Origin of the sequence: Moraxella sp. CTOTU48268 (assembly GCF_032069585.1) — a bacterium.
Taxonomy (GTDB): Bacteria; Pseudomonadota; Gammaproteobacteria; order Pseudomonadales; family Moraxellaceae; genus Faucicola; species Faucicola cinerea.
Genome location: NZ_DAMALV010000030.1, coordinates 1 through 20,801 on the forward strand (window position 1 = coordinate 1; position 20,801 = coordinate 20,801).

19 protein-coding genes are annotated in these 20,801 nt (G+C 43.5%); 5 read left to right on the forward strand and 14 right to left on the reverse strand.

The window, feature by feature from the left end; genetic code table 11:
- The 11 genes from RT143_RS09445 to RT143_RS09495 all read right to left on the reverse strand — a co-directional run.
- On the reverse strand, positions 1-710 hold a 710-nt coding region (locus RT143_RS09445), incomplete at its 3' end, for a PilW family protein (RefSeq protein ID WP_313092684.1).
- Complete coding sequence (pilV, locus tag RT143_RS09450; protein WP_313092686.1) at positions 710-1,273, reverse strand: type IV pilus modification protein PilV; 564 nt, start codon at positions 1,271-1,273, stop codon at positions 710-712. The genes pilV and RT143_RS09445, both read right to left, overlap by 1 nt.
- The gene (locus RT143_RS09455; RefSeq protein WP_313092687.1) at positions 1,270-1,818 is read right to left on the reverse strand and encodes a pilus assembly FimT family protein; all 549 of its coding nucleotides are present in this window, start codon (positions 1,816-1,818) and stop codon (positions 1,270-1,272) included. The genes pilV and RT143_RS09455 overlap by 4 nt, the downstream gene beginning before the upstream one ends.
- A 326-nt stretch (positions 1,819-2,144) precedes the next feature.
- Complete coding sequence (locus RT143_RS09460; RefSeq protein WP_313092688.1) at positions 2,145-2,888, reverse strand: ComF family protein; 744 nt, start codon at positions 2,886-2,888, stop codon at positions 2,145-2,147.
- A gap of 8 nt (positions 2,889-2,896) precedes the next feature.
- The gene (locus tag RT143_RS09465) at positions 2,897-4,180 is read right to left on the reverse strand and encodes a phospholipase A (protein ID WP_313092690.1); all 1,284 of its coding nucleotides are present in this window, start codon (positions 4,178-4,180) and stop codon (positions 2,897-2,899) included.
- Between the two features lie 155 nt (positions 4,181-4,335).
- Positions 4,336-4,917, reverse strand: coding sequence for a DUF3465 domain-containing protein (locus tag RT143_RS09470; RefSeq protein WP_313092692.1), 582 nt, complete (start codon positions 4,915-4,917; stop codon positions 4,336-4,338).
- Positions 4,918-4,969: 52 nt separating this feature from the next.
- Complete coding sequence (locus RT143_RS09475) at positions 4,970-7,165, reverse strand: cytochrome c biogenesis protein CcdA (RefSeq protein WP_313092694.1); 2,196 nt, start codon at positions 7,163-7,165, stop codon at positions 4,970-4,972.
- Between the two features lie 165 nt (positions 7,166-7,330).
- Entirely contained in the window at positions 7,331-7,768 is a 438-nt protein-coding gene (gene gspG / locus RT143_RS09480) for a type II secretion system major pseudopilin GspG (RefSeq protein WP_409519710.1), read from the reverse strand.
- Positions 7,769-7,921: 153 nt separating this feature from the next.
- Complete coding sequence (gspF, locus tag RT143_RS09485; RefSeq protein ID WP_313092698.1) at positions 7,922-9,127, reverse strand: type II secretion system inner membrane protein GspF; 1,206 nt, start codon at positions 9,125-9,127, stop codon at positions 7,922-7,924.
- 27 nt (positions 9,128-9,154) lie between these two features.
- On the reverse strand, positions 9,155-10,051 hold the full coding sequence (locus tag RT143_RS09490; RefSeq protein ID WP_313092700.1) for a hypothetical protein: 897 nt from the start codon (positions 10,049-10,051) through the stop codon (positions 9,155-9,157).
- Positions 10,052-10,269: 218 nt separating this feature from the next.
- Positions 10,270-11,253 carry an AraC family transcriptional regulator gene (locus RT143_RS09495; RefSeq protein ID WP_313092702.1) on the reverse strand — a complete coding sequence of 328 codons (984 nt, stop codon included), beginning with the start codon at positions 11,251-11,253 and terminating at the stop codon, positions 10,270-10,272.
- A 441-nt stretch (positions 11,254-11,694) separates the two neighbouring features.
- Here RT143_RS09495 and RT143_RS09500 point away from each other — a divergent pair, with 441 nt between their 5' ends.
- From RT143_RS09500 to lon, 3 genes are all read left to right on the forward strand, one after another.
- Positions 11,695-12,312: a 5-formyltetrahydrofolate cyclo-ligase gene (locus RT143_RS09500; protein ID WP_313092704.1), complete on the forward strand. Its 618-nt coding sequence runs from the start codon at positions 11,695-11,697 to the stop codon at positions 12,310-12,312.
- The gene (locus RT143_RS09505) at positions 12,299-12,544 is read left to right on the forward strand and encodes a hypothetical protein (RefSeq protein WP_313092706.1); all 246 of its coding nucleotides are present in this window, start codon (positions 12,299-12,301) and stop codon (positions 12,542-12,544) included. Before RT143_RS09500 ends, RT143_RS09505 begins: the two co-directional genes overlap by 14 nt.
- Positions 12,545-12,807: 263 nt before the next feature.
- The gene (gene lon / locus RT143_RS09510; RefSeq protein ID WP_313092708.1) at positions 12,808-15,288 is read left to right on the forward strand and encodes an endopeptidase La; all 2,481 of its coding nucleotides are present in this window, start codon (positions 12,808-12,810) and stop codon (positions 15,286-15,288) included.
- 89 nt (positions 15,289-15,377) lie between these two features.
- Here the strand turns inward: lon and RT143_RS09515 are convergent, their stop codons facing one another.
- Together RT143_RS09515 and RT143_RS09520 are read right to left on the reverse strand one after the other, a co-directional pair.
- A complete protein-coding gene (locus tag RT143_RS09515; protein WP_313016218.1) occupies positions 15,378-15,926 on the reverse strand; it encodes a ferritin in 549 nt (182 codons plus the stop codon).
- Between the two features lie 298 nt (positions 15,927-16,224).
- A complete protein-coding gene (locus RT143_RS09520) occupies positions 16,225-17,511 on the reverse strand; it encodes an MFS transporter (protein ID WP_313092710.1) in 1,287 nt (428 codons plus the stop codon).
- Between the two features lie 378 nt (positions 17,512-17,889).
- On the opposite strand from RT143_RS09520, the gene hisC reads away from it, so the two are divergent.
- Positions 17,890-19,014 carry a histidinol-phosphate transaminase gene (hisC, locus tag RT143_RS09525; protein ID WP_313092712.1) on the forward strand — a complete coding sequence of 375 codons (1,125 nt, stop codon included), beginning with the start codon at positions 17,890-17,892 and terminating at the stop codon, positions 19,012-19,014.
- Positions 19,015-19,019: 5 nt separating this feature from the next.
- A complete protein-coding gene (locus RT143_RS09530; protein ID WP_313092714.1) occupies positions 19,020-19,271 on the forward strand; it encodes a hypothetical protein in 252 nt (83 codons plus the stop codon).
- A gap of 2 nt (positions 19,272-19,273) precedes the next feature.
- On the opposite strand, the gene RT143_RS09535 is transcribed toward RT143_RS09530, so the two are convergent.
- Positions 19,274-20,776, reverse strand: a complete 1,503-nt coding sequence (locus RT143_RS09535; protein WP_313092716.1) for an anthranilate synthase component I family protein — start codon at positions 20,774-20,776, stop codon at positions 19,274-19,276.
- Between the last annotated feature and the right edge of the window lie 25 nt (positions 20,777-20,801).

Genomic DNA, 20,801 nt, shown 5'->3' on the forward strand with positions numbered 1-20,801 from the left:
GGTGATGTTGTATGACTGATATAAGTAGAGCTTGGCAAGTACATGATTCTATTGGTTGCGTCTTGAACACCTAATAACACTTTAAATTGATCGACACCCGTAATCAGTTCATTACCACCCGTTTTATAATTTGCACTTAAATCCGTAATCGTTGCACCATCAATTCTACCTGCATCACATACCAAAGCAAGATTTTTAACTGTGCCTGTACTGGTATCGGCAGTCACTTGTCGCACAAAATAGCGCTCAATCACTTTTGTATTTGGAGGGATATCTACGCTTTCACAATCTGACATCGTTTGCCCGGTGGTATTGGTAAACTGTATAGTCAGTTGGTCACTATTGATATTATTAATATTTGAAGTACTAGTAAACCCTGTATCACCTGCGGTATGCGTCAAAAAAGGGAGTATTATTGTATCAGTCACCCCTAGATTTTTTAAGGATAACACGATACCGCCATTTTCGGTGGTATCCGTTATTTTATTTACTGAGTTTCCAAGGTTTGCCAAACGTATGTGAGCTTCTAACTGCTGAAGTCCAAAAATACTAGCATCTTGCAGCTCACTGCCACTTTTTTGAACCGTTGTCGATTGCACATTGGTCAAGTAGATTTGGATAACAGCCGCCGATATCAATAATCCCAACACTAATGAAATCATCAGCTCAATTAAGGTAAAGCCATTGGCATGTTGGTGATATCGTGCCATCAGTACGCCTCCATGATAAAACACTGAGCACCTGCTTTATACACACCGTTGGCATCGGCACAATCATTCGTGCCTGCGCCTAAAGCTGCATTGGTATTACCCCAACTTGCCACAAAACATTGTCGCTCTTGCCCTGATAGGGTCGTGGTTACTGATGCCACTGTGTTAGTAGTTGTCCCTGTGCCAGGGCAAGTGTCTATTGAAATGTTTAGTTCATTGTCTGTGGCGTATTGCTTGATGGTTAAAGCGTCTTTAGTAGCCAATTGATCAACAGTGCAAGCTACTGGTGCGGTTGAACTATTGGTCATACAACTGGCGGTGGTAATATTACTTTCTGTTGGATTACCGTTAAGTGCCTTTTTAAATGCTGTAATACCATTAGGATTTGCTCGCATCATTTCTGCCCCACCCCGCATGACAGTTAATGCTCGGGTACGCATCAAACTCTCATCGGTGGCTTTGACTGCGGTCATCTGCATCGCAGTGAATCCAAGCACCGCAATTGCTAACAACATCAACGCGACCAGCACTTCTATTAAGCCAATGCCTTGTTGTGAATTCATGAACAACTCCCATTGACGGCTGTTTCTTCTGTCGAAATATTACCATTACCATCTACTTTGATAATTGATTTGAGCAGTCCTTTATTAAAGCAAACCCCATACCCCATTCCTAAGGTTATCTTCTTACGTTCTGTACTCTCTGTATCTATACCTTGATAAACGCCTTTATTAGCGGCAAAAGTGATTGTATTAGGTGCATCAGATATTTGGGAAATATTGACGCTATTGTCAATTTGATACGTCTTAGACGTGCTATTACTAGCATTGACAGCACCACTAGTCAGGGTAATGCGCTTTGCTGCAGTATCAAGGGTTACAATAGTATTGCTTTGGGTTATTAGTGCTTGTGAGCGTGCTTCTTTAAGAGCATTTACAAAGACACTGGCAGCCTCTCGTGTTTTCGCTTGTTGTATCTGTCGCTGCATACTAGGCGCTGCCATCGCGGCAATAATAGCCATAATCGCAATGGTGATGACAAGCTCAATCAGCGTAAAACCTTGGTCATGATTTTGGTTACGATGATACTGTCTGTTCAAAACTTTCATCACGATACCCACCCATACCCCTTGATAAACGACCTATCATACGATGTTTACTAGCACAAATAATTCTAACATTAAAGCAAAAAACATACCTATTATCGCAATATTTTTGTTAATTGTCATACCTAAAGCTTACTACCGATAGTTTACCTCAGCCACTTATCGTTGCTAAGTGAGTTAGGACGAAAGGGCGCTCACGTATTATCAAATCATTTTTAGCTTAGTATTTTAAAGAATCTTTCCAAAAACCCACTGGCAGCCCGCCTTTATCTGCGAGCTTTAACGATATAGCGATGCAATTTTGGTCGCAAAACAGCGACAAGCCAAATCTAATGCAAAACATTACCATGCAAGACTGAATACGCATGAATACGGGCAGATGGGTGATAATTTATGAGTAGATTAGCCAATTCAGACAGGGTGGCACCTGTGGTCACCACATCATCAAATAAAATCAAATGTTTGCTAGGCGGCATATCTGTCAGAGAAAACGCATCTTTGATATTATCTAAACGCTCTTCTCGGCTTAGACCCTGTTGGTGAGGTCGGTCGAGTCGCTGCACACCCGTAAAAACAGGGATTTGCCAGTGAAAGCTTAGATAAGCGGTTAAAATGGCAAGCGGATCGAAGCCGCGTTGCCTAATGCGTTGTAAACTTGTTGGTACTTTAACGATTAACGAGTTTTTTGAATGACAACCTTTAGGTATATGCAGTTGTCTGATAGCTTGAATCAAAACAGGCAGATGATGTAACTGCTGCCCATTTTTGTACCCAAGCATGATTTGATTGAGGGGATATTGATAGTAGCCGCTGGCTACGCCACGGATTGAGGTTTGGCTCAATTGCAAAGTAAAAAATGACGCGGACCATGCAAACCGGCTATGGCATGGCTGACAAAGAAATTGCTGTCGATTAAACCAATGGTCATGGTGACGCGGTGCTAACTTATCAAAGCCTGCTGCAGCGCAATCATTGATGCCACATAGTTGGCAACGGTGATGAACTTTCGCTTGATACACAAACGCCATGGCAAAGGGCAATCGCCACCAAGACAAGGGGGCTACGATTGCCATAAACGCAGTTAAAGCCCTTTAAAATCATTGAACATGATACCAATACCGACATTGGTGCTCTTATGATTATAGTCTTGGATGTTTTCACCATAGCCATGGAATACTTGTAAAATCGCTTTCATACCGCCTGTCAATGGATAAGCATAATCCACCTGTATAGCGCCTTTATTGGTACTTGGATTATAACGCATCACACCACCCACCGTGCTTTGGTCATTGAGCGGATACAACCAACGCACATCACCATAGCCCATGTAGTCGCCAATATCTGGGTTATCCGAGTCTTTACTATTCTCATTTGCGATTAGCCACAGTCTTGGAATCACGGTGAGTTTGCCCCACTCTGTTCCTGCCATCGCATAGATACGATTCCAAGAACGTGATAACGGGTCTGACTGTCCATTTGATTCATGCACTAGACCTGCGCCTAACAGTCTTAATGACCCATTCCCAGGCAGATCACCCTTGATAGGCTGTGTCAAAAATATCTCTGGCTGGTAATCTGAGCTGCGAAAAGGTCTTGAGCTTTTACCATTGTACACTTGCCAATAAGACTGCTGAGTATAGCCAAGCCAAACATCGGCATTGGTATCGAAGACATCTTGGGCAAGCTTGGTTTTCATTGAAATTTGCAGCTTGCTATCTAAGTGCTGCAAATAATCTTTCGATGCGCGAACATGATCTTGGGTGGGTGAATGGATGTCATAGTTTGGCGTCGCGTTGTACCAAAGCGGCATGACATACATGGGCAAATGTGGACGTATCGTCAGTATCCCTTTGGGATCATTTTTATCCAAGTCATATGACACACTCAGTGGCGTATATTTTTCAACATCTGTTGCAGTCACTCCCACTTGCTTTAAGATGGTTTTGTCTTGCTTGTTAGGCACCAAATGATCTAATTTTTTTTGCTCGTTTTTGGTTATCGTCGTGGTTGTGGTCGTGACGGTTGCCGTTTGATTCACGGCTAACACTGGCACCGCTTTACCTTCTTTAATACTCACTTCCAAGGTTTTGGCAATATCAAGGGGCGCCTTGGCTTCAGGTTCGATTTTCCCAACGCTTATCTTGTCAAAACAAGCTAAACGCGCGACATTGTCACTGATTTTTGAACAGGTTAGCAGCGTTTGTTGGTCAACGGGGATAACGGTTGTTTTTATTAAAGTTTTTGTTGAAGCTCTTGTTGAAGATTTTGTTGAAGTTTTTGCGTGTGCCGTTGCTGTAACTGTTAGTGTTAGTGTGGCTAGTATAGCAAGCGATAAAGAGGTACGGTAAAGCGTAAGTTGTGACATAGGTTGACCTTCTTACAAAAATATCGTTCATGATAGCAAAAATTGATGACAAATAGTTAACAAATGCATAATAATTTTTAACAGTAAAGTAAAATTACAAGCAACTATTGGCTCGTCAATTATGGGTATTTCTATTGGTGCTTGTATTGGCACTTCTATTGATACTGCTGGCCTTTATACTCAAGCCAACCGTGTTGATGACGGCTAGCAGGGTCACGGTGGGTCCAATGTACAACGCCACCTTTGTCGTTATAAATATATTCACCATAAAAGCGAATGGGATTTTTGGCTTGGATACCCTCGATGCGGGGTGCCAAATCAATATTATGGGCAATTAACACCGTGATGTTTGGGTAGTTATCAATTTTGACTAAAAATTTTTGATGGCGGCTACCCTGGTTATCGTCTTTTAGCACTTTAATCACCGTACCACACCCTAATACCTGTCGTTTAACGCTGGGGTTTTTGGCTTGATAAGCTTGATTAATTACGGCGTTGTTGCATTGAAGATTTGTTGCCTGACGTTTTTTGTCAGTATAACTTGCTGAATTTTTAGCCGTCTGTTGATTGGACTTTGAACCTGCTAACGGCGAATTTGGGCTTGCTAACTGGCTATTTTCGCTTTGGTTTTGGTTCGGCTGTTGGTCGGCATTGCCTGCATGGGAACACCCAGTGACAAAAATTAGCACCCCTAAAGTTAACGGGATGGCTATAGACTTTGCTAAGTGATAGTTCAATTTTTGTTTAACCTTTATGATTGAATGGGTCGGTAAATCAGTTAAGTTGCTTTTATTTGACTGAGTTTAATTGGACTGAATTTAATTGGGACAAGAGTTGCTCAAAATCAGGGCGTTTGACTTCACCGTTTTGTCTTGCTACCAGTTGACCGTTTTGGTAATACAACAGTACAGGCGGACCGAACACCGCCAGTTTTTTATAGATTGCTTGGCTATCCGGCGTATTGTTAGTCACATCGAGTTTGACAACTTGCCAGCTGGCTAAACTTTGCGGCGGGTTGGCAAAAAGTGTTTTATCCATAATACGACATTCGATGCACCACTCTGCGGTGACATCGACGACTAGCTTTGGATATTGCGAAAGCAAGGGCTCAAGCTGTGACAGTTTGGTGATTGTAATCGTATGGGTGGTCTTCGGTGCCGTTAATGCCGATTGCGCTGATGTATTCACAAGCTTGTTAAGCGGCTGCCAACTATCTTGACTACCTGAGGCAGTGCCTATCACAAGACACGCTGACCAGAGGCACGCTAGCAATGCTAGTGCTTGAGTGAGTAATTGACCTTTTTTGCCGTGCCAGCGCCACAGCCATAAGCCAATCACAGCAAACCACAGTGCCCATAGCAGCAGCATCCAGCTTGATAGCCATATACGCTCTATCATCAATAAAGCGACGCCAAATAACAGCAAACCAAAGCTAGTTTTGACCCAGTTCATCCACTCACCTGCTTTTGGCATAAAATTACCTTGAGTGGCGCCCAGTAAAATGAGCGGTGTGGATAGCCCAAGCCCCAACAAAAACAATGCGGCAAAACCCATCACAGGATCACCCAGTGCTGCCACGCCTGCCAACGCGCCTGCAAGGGGTGCCGACACACAAGGAGAGACAACCAATGCAGAAAACAAGCCCGTCAAATAACTACCACTTAAGCTACCGAGTCGATTTTCCCCAATTTGGCTGATTTTTTGGAACTTAACACGCATCGCATGCGGCAATTGCCAGCGAATGACGTCCAACATGTACAGTCCAAGCAGGATAAATAGCCCTGCAAAAATTAGCAAAATAACAGGGTTTTGTAGCCAGTTTAGTATTCCTAAAGATTGCCCAAATAACGCAACCACTGCGCCCAAAATACCATAACTGGTGGCAACACCCAAACCATAACTGCCCGTGAGCAATAACCCTTTTTTGGCGGATGGACGATGTTGACGGGCAACGATATTGGCTACAATCGGCAGCATAGGTAACACACAAGGGGTAAAAGCTAACCCCAATCCCGCTAAAAACAATAGCAACAATGCAACACCGCTATGTTTGGTGAATCCAAAAATATCTTGATTGCTAGGGCTAGCCGTCAAACTCGTTGCCACCGCCACCGATGAAGCCGCGGGTTCAGTTATGACAGTTGTTTGGACAGGTTGAGACGATGTAACGGAGACTATAGGGGCGGATGCCGTTAACTGCCCTGTGGTTAAGACATCGGTGGCTGTGGTCGATGCGACTTGCTGCCCCGCTGCGGCACTGCCACTGGACAGCGCTTGTTTGGCAGACGGTGTGCTAGTTGCCTCATTGACGGTTTTAGCAGGGGTCAAGCTAGCAGATTGCTGAGTCGCTACTGGGGCGGCGTCATTGGTTATCGCCACGGTATTATTGACTTTGGCTTGCGCCGTTTTTGACGTCATTGCGTCTGATTTTTTTGCGGCATTTTTGCTGGAAGCGGCCAATTGGGTGATGACAAATTTGGTTTTTTCAGGGGGATAGCAAAGTCCTACCTTAGCACAGCCCTGCCATTTGACCGTAGCAGGTTGCGAGATAATTGCTTTATCCGCGCTCAGCGTAGTTGTAGCAGTAAAAGGGTGTTCAAACACAGGCACCCGACCAAAATCCGGGTCATCCACATAGGTCGGTGCTGCACTAAATTGTAGCGGCGTCGCTGTTACCCCATCAGGTAATTGTAAGGTTAATTTATCCCGATACGCATAATAGCCTGCTTTGACATCCACATGGATGGTCACCACTTGCCCTTTTTGCTCAGTATAGACTTTAAAAGCCTCATGCACCGGTAGCGGCTTGTCTTTGACTGTCGAGCTGGGATTGTCATTACCGCCAAAAACCTCGCTTAAACTAATCGCTTGGGCACTTGGCATAGTGAGGTTAGTGACAGCCAGTAGCGTGCCAAGCAAAGAGACATGACGACTCACAGTTCGAAAACAAAACAATGGCGTAGGCATAAGGGATATATTTTTCAAAGACAACTTCTCATACGTTTCAAATTCATATGTTTTAAATTTATACGTTTTAAATCACGTAATTATACTATGACGGCTAATTTTAGCTAATCCCTGTCCAAAAACCTAGCAAAAAAAATCAGAGTGCGTGACTCTGATTTCGTTAACCCAGTAAAAACAGCAAACTTATAGTTTAGCAAAAATGTCTGCGTCTTGACCTTCGCCGCCTTCTTTGCCATCAGCGCCTAATGAGAACAAATCATAGGTTCTGCCTTCTGTACCTGGGATAACATATTGTAGGTCATTATCCCAGCCATCTTTCGGAAAACCGCCTTTAATATACCCGCCCTCTGGCCAGTTTTTGGCGCCTTGTGGTGGCTTGTTTAGGGCTTCTAACCCTTCTTGGGTGGTGGGATAGCGACCATTATCCACTTTAAACATATCAATGGCATTTGAGGTGGTGGATAAAGCCGTTTCGGTGGTTTTGACGCGGGCTTTGTCACTTTGACCCACCACTTTGGGCACCACAAGACCTGCCAAAATTGCCAAAATGACAATCACTACCATGACTTCAATTAAGGTAAAACCCGCTTGACGATTTTTTGATACATGAGCACAATACATACGAATTTCCATTTTTTAAATTTTTAGCGCTTTTTGATAAGGTGTTAGGATTTTACACGGCTTTTTTGACAATTTGCATACCGATTTGGTTAATTTTGTCGGATTATTTAGCCATTAATTCTTTGGCGATTAATTGTTTGGCGGTTTTAGGTTTTACCCTGCCAAATCATTCATATTGATAATCGGTAGCATCACTGCCATCACAATGGTCATGACAATCACCCCCATCAGCACCAACATCAGCGGCTCAAGGAGTGACAATAGCGTGCTAATCATATTGGTAGCTTCATTTTGCTGCATCGCTGCTGCACGCGTCAGCATGTCATCAAGCTCGCCTGAGTTCTCACCACTTTTAATCATCTGTACCATCATCGGCGGAAAATAATTACTGCGCTCAAGCTGGCTTGATAGGCTCGCGCCCTCGGTGACTTTTTCTGTGGCGTTCACGATGGTATGTTTGATATGGGTATTGGTGGTGACTGCCGCGCCGATGGCCAGTGCTTCCACCAACGGCACCCCTGAGCGTACCAAAATCGCTAACGTACTGGCAAAACGTGATGCATTCAGATTTCGCGATAATTTACCAAACACCGGCAACCGCAAGACAAATTGGTCAAAAGTGGCTTTGCCTGCCGCCGTTTTAATAAACTTCACAAATAAAAAAACCGCACCGATTATCCCGCCTAATATCAGCCACCACCATTGGGTTAAGAGATTAGACAATGCCAACACCACTTGGGTGATCCATGGCAGCGCTTGCTCGGATTGTTCAAACACTTTGACAATTTTTGGCACGACAAAGCTCATCAAGCCCACCACCACTGCCACCGCCATCATCAGCAAGATTATCGGATACACCATCGCGCCTTGTACCTTTTTTTGCATGGCAAAGCGATTTTCGGTGTAATCGGCTAACTGGTTTAAAATCAAATCCAAATGTCCTGAGCGCTCACCTGCGGCAATGGTGGCAATATAAATTGCGGGAAAATTACCAGAGTCTTGTAGCGCGCTCGCTAGACTATAGCCTTCCAATACTTTGCCGCGCACGCCATGCATTAACGCTTTGACATGCGGTTTTTCGCTTTGTTTGGCAATCGCTTGTAACGCTTGTTCAATCGGTATCGACGCTGCCAACAACACCGACAATTGGCGGGTGATTAATGCCAAATCATACGCACCCACCCCTTTTTGCCACAATCGGTTGCGACTGACATCGGTTTTTTGTACAGGTGAGACTTCGACAGGCAGTAAATTTTTATCACGCAGTTGTTGGCGGATTAGCCTAGCAGAATCGGCTTCAAGAATACCTTGGTGTGACTTGCCTTGGGTATCCATGGCTTTGTACTGAAATGCGGGCATGTGAATTCCCAACGGGTAAAATTAGCGTTATTTTAAAGGCTTAATAGGCTGAAATAAAGACTCGTTTTCATTGGAATCATATTGTACCAACACCGATAGCTCATCGCGCAAGTCTTGCTTGTTAAAGCTATTGACCTCAGTAATCAGCATTTTCTCGATTCGTTTGTCAACGGCGTATTCACTGATTTGCGCACAATAGATGGCTAATTGATAAACTTGCGCTTTGAGCGACTCATCGAGTGATTGCAATAGTCTCACTAATTCTGCCACATTGATGACTTGGTAAGGGTAATTGGGAATCGCCGCCTCTTTTAATGGGGTGACTGAATAGTTGACACCTAGATGGGCAAAATAATAACAACTAAATAGATAACCTAAAATATGCCCGACAAAATAACCTCGGTCGTTGTGATAGCATGCCACGCCCAAAAACTGAATCACGGTCGCCGCCAAACTATGCTCAAGACCGCGAAATTCAGCTGATGATGGCATCAAGCCTACGGTTGGCAGGTTCATTAAGTTTTTGCTTTGGCTGACAAGCTGCCAACCAATCGGTCGCTGCGGCGGTAAATGATGGCTAATCGACATCACCAAATCATCGATGATATGTAAATTATTAAACAAATGCTGCAGTTGCATCAGCCCAACATTATCGCGCATATTTAAATATTTGGCGATTTGCAGTTTTTTAGTTTCAATAAATTGGGATTTTTTACTTGAGATATAAAATAACAGTTGGTTGGGATGGGAGTGCTCAAAATACTGGGTCACTGCGTTTTCTTGTGCATGAAACACGGCGGTGTAGTGACTGGTAACATCCATCGGCTTAACACCACGATGGTCCATCGCAGGGTCTTCTGGATTGGGCTTGATGTGCAAGCCATGTGCTTCGACAGGTTGACCTTTGGTAGTTGAAGTTTCCATGTTGGCAATCGTAGCTGATATAATATGGGACAGTGCTTGTCACTATATCATACCCCTATCGACATAACCTAACAGATATTGCTATGAAAATAGACTGATCATTCTTAATTGCGATAAAACTCGCTATAAGATATAAAACTTGCTATAAAAATGGCAATAACCACAAAACCGCAGCAAACCTGCTTTTTTGTGGTTACTCAGGGTTCTCGACTACTGACTCATTCCTCGCTCAAGCTGTCAGCAAAATGCACATCATCGGTTCGAAACGACTGGCGATATTTTCGTGGTGACATTTTATAGACGCGTTTGAATGCTTGGCTAAAGGTACTATCGGAGGCATAACCCACTAACTCACTGATACGGCTGATGCTATTTTCTTGTAGCCGTAAATAACGCGCCGCAAGACGAAGTCGATAGTCCGTTAAATAAGTCAACGGCGGCACCCCCACCACTTCACGAAAATGCTCGGCAAAACTACTGCGTGACATCCCGGCGACTTCAGCTAACTTATGAATGGTCCAATTGGTCTCGGGTCGATCATGCATGACTGCCAACGCCTTTGCAAGGTAAGGATCTTTCACAGCTTTTAGCCAATTATCTGTCGCTTCGGGCAAATCCTCAATATAATTGCGTACACACTCAATCATCAAAATACTGGCGATACGATTGATAATGGTCATTTTGCCAAGTCGGTTCTGCTCAGATTCTAATGCCAAAAATTTGACACCCAAATCAAGCATAATCATTTTTTGCTCATCGTTTGATTCGCTTTCTGGCAAAATTTCTGGTAAAGCGCTGAGTAACGGGCGCGTAATCTCTCGATCGTAATGGCAGACAATCGCGACTATTTCGGTTGTTTGCGCTGGCTCATCACCTTGGCTAGAAATCGCAGGGTTACCCAAGTTGATAGTTTCAACAGTCTGGTTGCTTAATAACTGGGCAATGTCAATTGATGGGATATCCGATTGCCCTACACCACAAACAAGGTGTTTTTTGCCGCCTGGCACCATGACCACATCGCGCGCGTGTGCGTTGCGATATACATCATCGACCTTAATACTAATCCCACCTGTGGTAACCAAATAAAACACGATACAATCTTTTTTATCTAACTCAAACGACCACTCCCCAGTGGCGTGTATATAGTGATACTGAGTTTGATACAAATGTATATCTTCAAGCAACATACTGAGTGCATCCATTAATTTTTCCTAAGTTATTAACACAGCAATTTAAAAAAATGCAACATAAACTACAAACTAGCTAACTTACAAGCCAAACTTTAGTAATTGGACTTGAGATAAAAATTTAAAGACGTATACATAAACCGTCATCCTCGTTATCAGCAATCATATCATCTTTTACAGGCGCTGCTGGTTAAGTTTGATTCTGTAGGGCTACTAAAACTCAGTATCACCGTCCGTAAAAATGCTTTATTTTTCAAATATTTCAAAGGGAATGGCATAACAGGTAATAACAGGTAGTGGACACTTGTTATGGGTTGTACACTATCGGTAGGATGTTTGGGTGTTTAAGCAACTAAGCCTAATCAACCAAATCAGCTATTTGGCTTTTTTTTGATTTTGATTTATTATCAATGGCTTAACTATAATCTATAACCAATCCATCATCGCTGTGAATCTATGAATGCTCATCACTTGCGTAAACAGTTACGTCAACAACGTCTACGCTTATCCAAGCGCCACCGTAATCGCGCCGCTTATCAAGCACGACGAGGTTTAAATCGACTACAGCATCCTGCTTTAACTGGCAAAAACGTCAAGGTCGGGATTTTTGCGGATGCCTTTGGGGAAATGCCTACCCAACCGCTGATGGATTGGGCAAGACAGCGCGGTTATAGTATTTATTTACCTGTCGTCACTGGCAAAAATCAGCCGCTCGTATTTATCCAATTTAGCCAAAAAACTTGGCGACAATCTCGCCTACCCAAACACCCACTGGGTATGCGCCAACCTGAGAAAGGAAAAATGCTTAACGTAGCGGCGCTTGATGTATTGTTTATGCCGCTAGTGGCAGCGGATAAAATTGGCAATCGTATGGGCATGGGTGGCGGTTACTACGACCGCACCTTAGCCAAGGCTAAAAACAAACCGCTTAAAATTGGCTGGGCTTATGATTTTCAATTGGTTGAAAAATTAAATGCTAATCCTTGGGATATCACGCTTGATGCTTTGGTCACGCCTAGTAAACTATGGTTATTTAGACGCTATTTGGTGGAACTCTCCCATGCAAAAAAATGACAACTCCCTGTTTCAACATGTGGTGATGACCTCACCTGCCATAACCGACAATGATGCTGATATTGATACCAATACCGATACTAGCCAAGTCCATCAACCCTTATACCCATCAAGCGGTGAGTTAAGCGATGCAGAAATTGCCAGTGTCATGAATCCCGCTAGATTAACGCAACTTTTAACCCAAGCTGATGTCTTTACCCGAGTGAATTCTGAAGACTTGGACGACTTTTAGATATATATAAATTAGACACACATAAATTAGATAAATATAAATCAATATCACAGCGACATTAGGCTAAATCTAGGATTGCGGTGGTTATTTTTAGCTTTTTTTTACCATTTTATCGCCCTTGGCTAGTCGTTTTTTCCCCCTTTGTGTGACCAGCCTTGCAATTTTTTGCATTGACGCCATTTATATTTTTAAGTCTATCAGCAAGCCATCATTTGCTCACAAATGGTCAGTTGCTTGTTGTGTTATTTAAGGGGACATAGTATATGCAAGATGATGTTTTAATGACAAATCCAGAATCATCTGAATCGCAAGAATTCACTACGCTACCACTGTTAGCTTTACGTGACGTTGTGGTGTATCCACAAATGCAAATTGCTTTATTTGTGGGTCGTACGCCTTCAGTCAAAGCAGTCGAGCTTGCGCAAAATGAATTCGATAATAAAGTATTGGTGGTGGCACAAAAAGATTCACTATCTGAAGACATTGATGCCAGTAATCTATTTGAATATGGTACGGTGTGCCGTGTCGTCAATACCATGCCACATGAAAATGACGAAAATTGCATCAAAGTGCTGATTGAAGGTCTGTACCGTGCCAAATTGGTCGACATCCAAGACACCGATGAGGAAGAAGCGGTATTACTGGCTGATTTTGAAAAAGCGCCTATCACCGTGAATATGACCGCTAAAACGCAAAAATCACACAAAGAAGCGTTAGTTGCTTTGTTTAGCAAATATGCAGAAAATCGCTTACGTAACTCACGCGAGTTGATTCGTGTGGCAGAGCGTATCACCCAACTTGAAGAGTTAGTATATTTCATTGCGACGCGTGTCTCACTCAATTTATCGATTAAACAAAACTTTTTGGAAGTCGATGATTTGACTGCGCATATCAAAGAGTTGTCAGACTATTTGATTCAGCAAAGTGCCGAGCACAATATCGAGCAAGAATTACAAGAAGCGGTCCGTCGCCAGATGGAAAACAACCAGCGCGAGTATTTCTTAAATGAAAAAATGAAAGCGATAAAATCTGAGCTTTCTGACCTTCATGAAGAACGTGGTGAAAATTATGACGATGACGATATTGCTGAGCTAGAAAAACGTTTAGCGGAAGCCGATTTGCCAGAAGCAGTGCGTAAAAAAGCAGAAAATGAGTTTCGTAAACTCAAAACCATGCCCGCTGCCTCTTCTGAATCATCGGTCGTACGCAACTATGTAGAGTGGATTTTAGATACGCCTTGGAACAAAACCAGTGATGTCTCAATCGACCTCAATACAGCCCATGACGTGCTTGACACTGACCATTATGGTTTACAAGACGTGAAAGATCGTATCTTGGAGTTCTTGGCAGTGCAATCTCGCGTGGATACCTTAAAAGGTCCGATTCTCTGCTTAGTAGGTCCGCCTGGGGTGGGTAAAACTTCTTTAGGTGAATCCATTGCCCGTGCGACAGGTCGTGAGTTTATCCGTATGGCATTGGGCGGCGTGCGAGATGAAGCCGAGATTCGTGGGCACCGACGTACCTATATCGGCGCTATGCCAGGTAAAATCGTACAATCACTTTCAAAAGTGGGCGTAAAAAATCCGCTATTTTTACTCGATGAAATCGATAAAATGGCGCAAGACTTTCGTGGTGACCCTGCTTCAGCGTTGCTTGAAGTGTTAGACCCATCGCAAAATCATAGCTTTAACGATCACTACTTGGATATGGATTTAGACTTATCACAAGTGATGTTTATCTGTACCGCCAATAGTATGGATATTCCGCCTGCCCTACTTGACCGTATGGAAGTGATTCGTCTGCCAGGTTACACCGAAGATGAAAAAATCAGCATCGCGGATAAATACTTAGTACCAAAAGCCATCAAGCAAAATGGCTTAAGTGATACTGAAATTGATATCACCGATGAGGCAATCAAAGCGATCGTACAGCGTTATACCCGTGAAGCAGGTGTGCGTAACCTTGAACGTGAAATCAACAAAATCGCCCGCAAAGTGGTGAAACAAAATGTTGAATCATCGGGCAAAGACAAAGCGGAAGATAAAACCGCGGCACACAAATTAACGGTCGATAGTTCAAATGTCGCTGATTACTTGGGTGTGTACCAATTCGATTATGGCTTGGCAGAGCAAGAACCTGAAGTCGGTCGTGTCACAGGTTTGGCTTGGACACAAGTCGGTGGTGAGCTATTGACCATTGAAGCGGTTGCGGTGCAAGGTAAAGGTGAACTAAGTTTTACAGGTTCACTGGGTGATGTGATGAAAGAGTCAATTCGTGCGGCGATGACGGTGGTCCGTGCCCGTGCTGATAGCTTAGGCGTCAGCTACGATAAGCTCAAAGGCACAGATATCCACGTGCATATGCCAGAAGGTGCGACCCCCAAAGACGGTCCATCCGCCGGTATTGCGTTAACGCTTGCGTTAGCCTCTGCGATGACAGGTATTGCCATCCGCCCCGATATTGCGATGACAGGCGAAGTTACTTTGCGTGGCAAAGTGTTACGTATCGGTGGCTTGAAAGAAAAACTGCTTGCAGCGCATCGTGGCGGTATCAAACACGTGTTGATTCCAAAATCCAATGAGCGTGACTTGATTGATATTCCTGACAATGTCAAACAAGGCTTAAGCATCCAGCCAGTAGAAACGATTGATGAAGTATTTAAAGCGGCGTTGGTATCACAGCCTGTGGCGTTAAAACCCAATCAATTGCCAGTCGATGCCAGTGATATTAGTTTAAAAAGCTAAGCTGCCACTGAAGTAAAAACTGAAATTAAATAATAATGAAGTACAAAAAAAGCTGAGATTGATTCTCAGCTTTTTTTATGCCGGCAAAATTATTCAACCGATTTTTCTCGTGGCAAATCACCTTCTTGGGAGGCTGATGCCATGTCTTTATCTAACTCATAGAAGTTTTGATTATCTGCCTTATCTTTTGATGCCAAGGCAAATTTATCCCGTAGGTTATTAATTAATGCTTCTTCTTCGATTTGTTCTTTGACAAACCATTGTAAGAAATTAAACGTTGCCCAATCGCGCTCTGCCATGGCTTGGTCCACAAGTGCATAGATTTTTTTTGAATTTTCTAACTCATGTTGCCAGACGTCTTCGATACAGGTTTCAAGACTAACAGGGTTATCACGCGGTGCGGGAATCGCTTCAATTTTAGCTTCGCCACCACGCTCGTTGATATAAGCTAAAAATTTGAACATATGATTACGTTCTTCAGCCGAATGCTTGTAGAAAAAATCTGCAATGCCTGGGTAATTGTTCACTTCCGCCCAGCTACCTAGCGCAATATACGCTTGCGCTTGCGTAGCTTCTTCCATCATTTGCTTGTTTAGCGCTTGTTCCATGGTGTCTGAAATACGTTTATCGTTTGACATATTATTTTCCTCTGATGATTTTTTTTGTGGCTAATTTTATAAGATGGCTAATCTTGACTAGACAACGTTATCTTATGATTGGCTACCAAGATTGGCTATATAGTTGTTAAAGATAAAATAGAGCATTACCAATACTATTGCCGCTAGTTGCCGTTAATTGCATTGGTAATGACGCTCACAGTATAGATAAAAAGCTGGCAATAAACAGGATTTTTTACTCAATTTAGCTGAAAGATACACAAGCCTTTAACATAAAAATACGGGTTAAAATGCGCAAGGTTACCCAAATTTTTCCTCGCTATTCAATCGCTTTGTTTTGCGTCGCCAACCAACTAAACACACAATTAAGCACCATTAAAATCGTTAAAAACCCCATCGATAGCGTCCAAGTATGACTCAAGTCTTTAAGCCACCCTGTCACAATCGGACCGGTTATCGCGATGCTATAACCCACGGTTTGTGCCATCCCTGACAGTTCAGCGGCTTGTTGGCTATCTTTTGATTTTAAGGTAAAAATCATCATGCATAAGGTAAAAATCACCCCACATCCAAAGCCTGATGCAATACTCCAAACCCATACCCAGCCTTGCAAAGGCAAAAACCCAAAGCCAAACACGCCCACCAAGTTTCCCACTGCGGCAAGCAACGCTAACGTACGTAAATTCCACTGACTAGAAACCCATTTGGTCAACAGTAAAATCGAAGGAAAAGCGACCAATTGAAACACCATGCCCACGTTGCCTGCTTGCGCTTTGCTCAGCCCTTTATCAATGAGTAACGACGGTAAAAAACTGGCGAGCGTATAATAAAGTAGAGATTGCAAACCCATAAACGCACTAATCCACCACGCCATCGGGATTTTCCAGACTGATTTTCGGCTGGGTTGTGCTGCTCCGGCAACCGCTTGATTAATGATTTGAGCATCATGGGTGCTAATTTTTTGCCGTAACCGCAAATGGGTGACTATTAGCCAAGCCGCCACCGCTGCCACGGATACCCAGCCCCATACCCCCAGTGCAAATTGCCAATTGGACAAGCTGACAAGCCACATCGCAATGCCTGACGCAAAGCCAGCAAACACCGACAAAAACATCGAATAGCTTCCCATCACAAGCCCAATGTGATTGGGGGTGTATTTTTTGATGACGGCCGGGATTAATACATTGCCGAGTGAAATCGCCAACGATAGCAGCACCGTACCCGCTAGCAAAAATCCTAATTGCGGATGCGCCACCCGTACAAAAATACCGATAGCAAGCAAACTGGTTGCCAAAATCATGGTGTTTTCCAAGCCAATCCGCCGTGACAACATAGGCGCAACAAACGAACTCGATGCAAATGCCATGACAGGAATCGTACCAATCAAACCAATGGTTTTGGTCGTTAACCCCAAATCCTGCTGAACCAGCTTTGCCACCGCACCAAACCCAATAATGGGCGCGCGCATATTGATAGCCAATAATAAAATGGCAATGACTACCGTGATAATTAATGCCTTGCTCGGGGCAGTCGCTACCGGCATCTGAGACGCGTTAGCAGCAGGGTGAATATTCGACTCGCTCGATTGCGACGCTGAGAATTTCATACATCTTCCAAAGTTTTAACTAGGTAATCTATTAGCACGGGTGATTTAATAAGCTTATTTTCATGGGCTTGAGTTAATAGGCTTGGTTTAACGGGCTTGAGTTAAAAGGTTATCTTTTAACACATTCGCCAAGCCAGCGCACGGTTTATTCACATAACGGCTAAAAATTCACTGTCTATCCGTCTTGCTCAACCGTTGAGCCCAAATTTTATGATATCAGTGGGCTGCGGTAGATAAATTTTTAACCAATTTATGCTACTATGTATTGTTTGTGCCAGCCTTTGGCGCATTGGTTTGGTAACTTGATTTGGTAAATTGACTTAGCAAATTGACTGGCCACATTGATTTAACACATTGATTATCTTGTAAGGATTTGTCATGGTGGATACGCTTACTTCAAACGCAGATGCAACGCCCGAAATTAACACTCGACTGTGGAGCACCTTGATTCGCAACCTAACGCCCTACACACCGGGTGAACAGCCCAAGCATGACAATCTGTGTAAGCTTAATACCAATGAAAATCCTTTTCCACCCTCCCCCAAAGTCGCTGAAGCCATCGCACAAGTTTTGCTAAATCAAGCCGATCATTTAAAGCGTTACCCCGCCCCAGAATCTGACGAACTACGTGCAGTAATGGCTCAAGTTTATCAGGTAGCCCCCAATCAAATTTTTGTCGGTAATGGCTCTGATGAAGTTTTGGCGCATATTTTTGCTTGTTTTTTTGTCAAAGACCGTTCGGTATTAACCCCTGATATTGGTTACAGTTTTTATCCTGTGTATGCCGATACTTTCCATGTGGATTTGGTGACCATTGCGCTCAAAACCGATTTTAGCATTGATGTCGATGACTATCGCCGCCCGTGTAGTGGTATTATTATTGCCAATCCCAATGCGCCAACTGGGGTACTTTTGCCGCTGCCGGATATCGAAAAACTTCTACAAGAACATCGCAATGCGGTCATTGTGATTGATGAAGCCTATATTGATTTTGCAGACACACCCAATGCCTCTGCGGTCAGTTTGATTGATAAATATGATAACTTAGTGGTAACCCAAACCTTTTCAAAGTCTCGCTCATTAGCGGGGCTGCGTGTCGGCATGGCGTTTGCCAATCACTCACTGATTGAAGCATTAAATCGGTATAAAAATAGTTTTAACAGCTATCCCCTAGATCGCCTTGCCCAAGCAGGCGCAGTTGCTAGCTTGCAAGATAACGACTATTTTGTTGCTTGCAATCAAAAAGTCATCGCACTACGCCATGATGTCACTCAAGCTTTGACGCAATTAGGCTTTACTGTCTTGCCTTCACAAGCCAACTTTGTGTTTGCCAAACCACCTGCTTCAATGGGAGAAACCATACAGGTATTTGAAAAACTGCGGGCGCAAGGGGTGATTGTTCGTCATTTTAACAAACCAAAAATTAGCAGTTATTTGCGTATTACCATCGGTACGGCAGAACAAAACCAACGCTTACTAGATACCTTAACAAATCTGGTTTGACCGTCATGAGTGACCCTAGTATGCAGTTTTTTATCAAATGCCAAAATATCGAAACAGGCGAGGTGGTGACTTATCGCTTCGCTCGTCAAGCACAGTTATTGGCATTTAGCCAGCAACTGGGTCGCAAAAAATTGGCGATTGTGGATACCCATATCGCCTTTTATGATATTGACCTAGTGTTTAATCCATTTGAGGGCGAAAGCGTGCCCATTAGTGCAGGCGAACTCAATACCGCACTTGATGGTAGATTGTTGTAACTTTACTGGTGCAATATTTTTAGTAAATTTCCTACTTTATCAAAACATTCTTGGTACTCTGCATCACAGTCTGATGCAATCGTGATGCCGCCGCCTGCCCATAGACTGACATTACTATCTGAAGCTTGTAGCGTACGAATCAGCACATTCCACTGCCCTGTGCCATCAAAATTGAGATACCCCATCGTACCACAGTAAGCCCCGCGCGGTTTGGCTTCCAATTCATTGATGATTTCTACCGCGCGCTTTTTGGGGGTGCCGGTAACCGAGCCAGCGGGCAGACTTTCAAACAAAACGCTCCAAGGGCTGACATCGTCTTTGAGTGTGGCGGTGATAGTACTCACCATATGGTGCACATTGCTAAAACTTTCGATATCAAACAGTTTTGGGACTTTTACCGTCCCAGTCTTGGCATATTTGCCCAAATCATTGCGCAGCAAATCGACAATCATGACGTTTTCGGCGATGTCTTTTTCGCTGCTGGCAAGTTCATTTTTATTGGCTTGGTCAGCGGCTATATTTTGCCCGCGTGGGCGTGTGCCTTTTATCGGTTTGGTAATAATGCAGTTTTCGCCTTGGGCATTGTTGGCAAAGGTAAAAAACAATTCGGGCGAGCAGCTTAGTAGTTCAAAATTGTTTAACCCAAGATAGCCTGCAAACGGCGCCTGGGTGGACTGATGCAAGCTTGGCAAATAATCGACCAACTGCTGATTGGATAACTCACCTTGCCAGCACTGAGTAAGATTAATCTGGTAACAGTCGCCTGCTGTTAGGTAGTCTTGGACTTTGTAAAAAGCTTGGTGGTACGCAGATTTTTGCCATAAAGGTAATAAGCTAAGCGGTTTTGGTGTAGGAAGGTTGGCGTCACTGACTAAATTATTCAGCCAGTTTTCGATTTTGACGGCTTGCGCCATGGCTTCCTCAGTGGTTGTATGTAAATGCCACTTCCCGTATTGATAGGTCAAATAAATATCATAATGTCCCAAAAATAGCTGCGGCTGATGGGGCGTTAAGTAACTGGTTTCCCCGTGAGTTGCACTTGCTTGCACGTGGTTTGCATTTGCTAAATGATGCGCTGATAAATCGTAGCTAATAAATCCCATCAAGCCATCTTGGTAGCCCACATTAGCCGTATGTTGGCTAGCAGACTGTTTAAGTAATAGCTGTTGATAAGCCTCAAGCGCAGCCGTTAATTCGCCAATATCAACACCCTTAGCTGCCCTATTATTAGTGGCAACATTGCCCACCGTATTAGTTGCAGTATCAGCCCCAGTATTAATCACGCTATCACAGTACCCAAAATCATCGAATGAGCAATTTTGACGTTGCTTTTGGGTAAGCTGATTTTGAGAATGTATTTCAAATATTGTTTTTGGCAATAAACCGATAACATTTTGACCCTCGTTATTGAGCCAAATCGGATAGATTGCATGATTATTGGTCGTATTAAACTGCTGTAACAGGGTGATGAGTTGAGAGGGCGCAAGATGTTGTAAACTTGGCATTGGGTACATGCTTTACCTTTATGAT

Coding starts and splice junctions, on each gene's coding strand:
- pilV (WP_313092686.1), bottom strand. CDS start 1,273: ATGAATTCACAACAAGGCATTGGCTTAATAGAAGTGCTGGTCGCGTTG.
- RT143_RS09455 (WP_313092687.1), bottom strand. CDS start 1,818: ATGAAAGTTTTGAACAGACAGTATCATCGTAACCAAAATCATGACCAA.
- RT143_RS09460 (WP_313092688.1), bottom strand. CDS start 2,888: ATGGCAATCGTAGCCCCCTTGTCTTGGTGGCGATTGCCCTTTGCCATG.
- RT143_RS09465 (WP_313092690.1), bottom strand. CDS start 4,180: ATGTCACAACTTACGCTTTACCGTACCTCTTTATCGCTTGCTATACTA.
- gspG (WP_409519710.1), bottom strand. CDS start 7,768: ATGTATTGTGCTCATGTATCAAAAAATCGTCAAGCGGGTTTTACCTTA.
- gspF (WP_313092698.1), bottom strand. CDS start 9,127: ATGCCCGCATTTCAGTACAAAGCCATGGATACCCAAGGCAAGTCACAC.
- RT143_RS09490 (WP_313092700.1), bottom strand. CDS start 10,051: ATGGAAACTTCAACTACCAAAGGTCAACCTGTCGAAGCACATGGCTTG.
- RT143_RS09495 (WP_313092702.1), bottom strand. CDS start 11,253: ATGGATGCACTCAGTATGTTGCTTGAAGATATACATTTGTATCAAACT.
- RT143_RS09500 (WP_313092704.1), top strand. CDS start 11,695: ATGAATGCTCATCACTTGCGTAAACAGTTACGTCAACAACGTCTACGC.
- RT143_RS09505 (WP_313092706.1), top strand. CDS start 12,299: ATGCAAAAAAATGACAACTCCCTGTTTCAACATGTGGTGATGACCTCA.
- lon (WP_313092708.1), top strand. CDS start 12,808: ATGCAAGATGATGTTTTAATGACAAATCCAGAATCATCTGAATCGCAA.
- RT143_RS09515 (WP_313016218.1), bottom strand. CDS start 15,926: ATGTCAAACGATAAACGTATTTCAGACACCATGGAACAAGCGCTAAAC.
- RT143_RS09520 (WP_313092710.1), bottom strand. CDS start 17,511: ATGAAATTCTCAGCGTCGCAATCGAGCGAGTCGAATATTCACCCTGCT.
- hisC (WP_313092712.1), top strand. CDS start 17,890: ATGGTGGATACGCTTACTTCAAACGCAGATGCAACGCCCGAAATTAAC.
- RT143_RS09530 (WP_313092714.1), top strand. CDS start 19,020: ATGAGTGACCCTAGTATGCAGTTTTTTATCAAATGCCAAAATATCGAA.
- RT143_RS09535 (WP_313092716.1), bottom strand. CDS start 20,776: ATGCCAAGTTTACAACATCTTGCGCCCTCTCAACTCATCACCCTGTTA.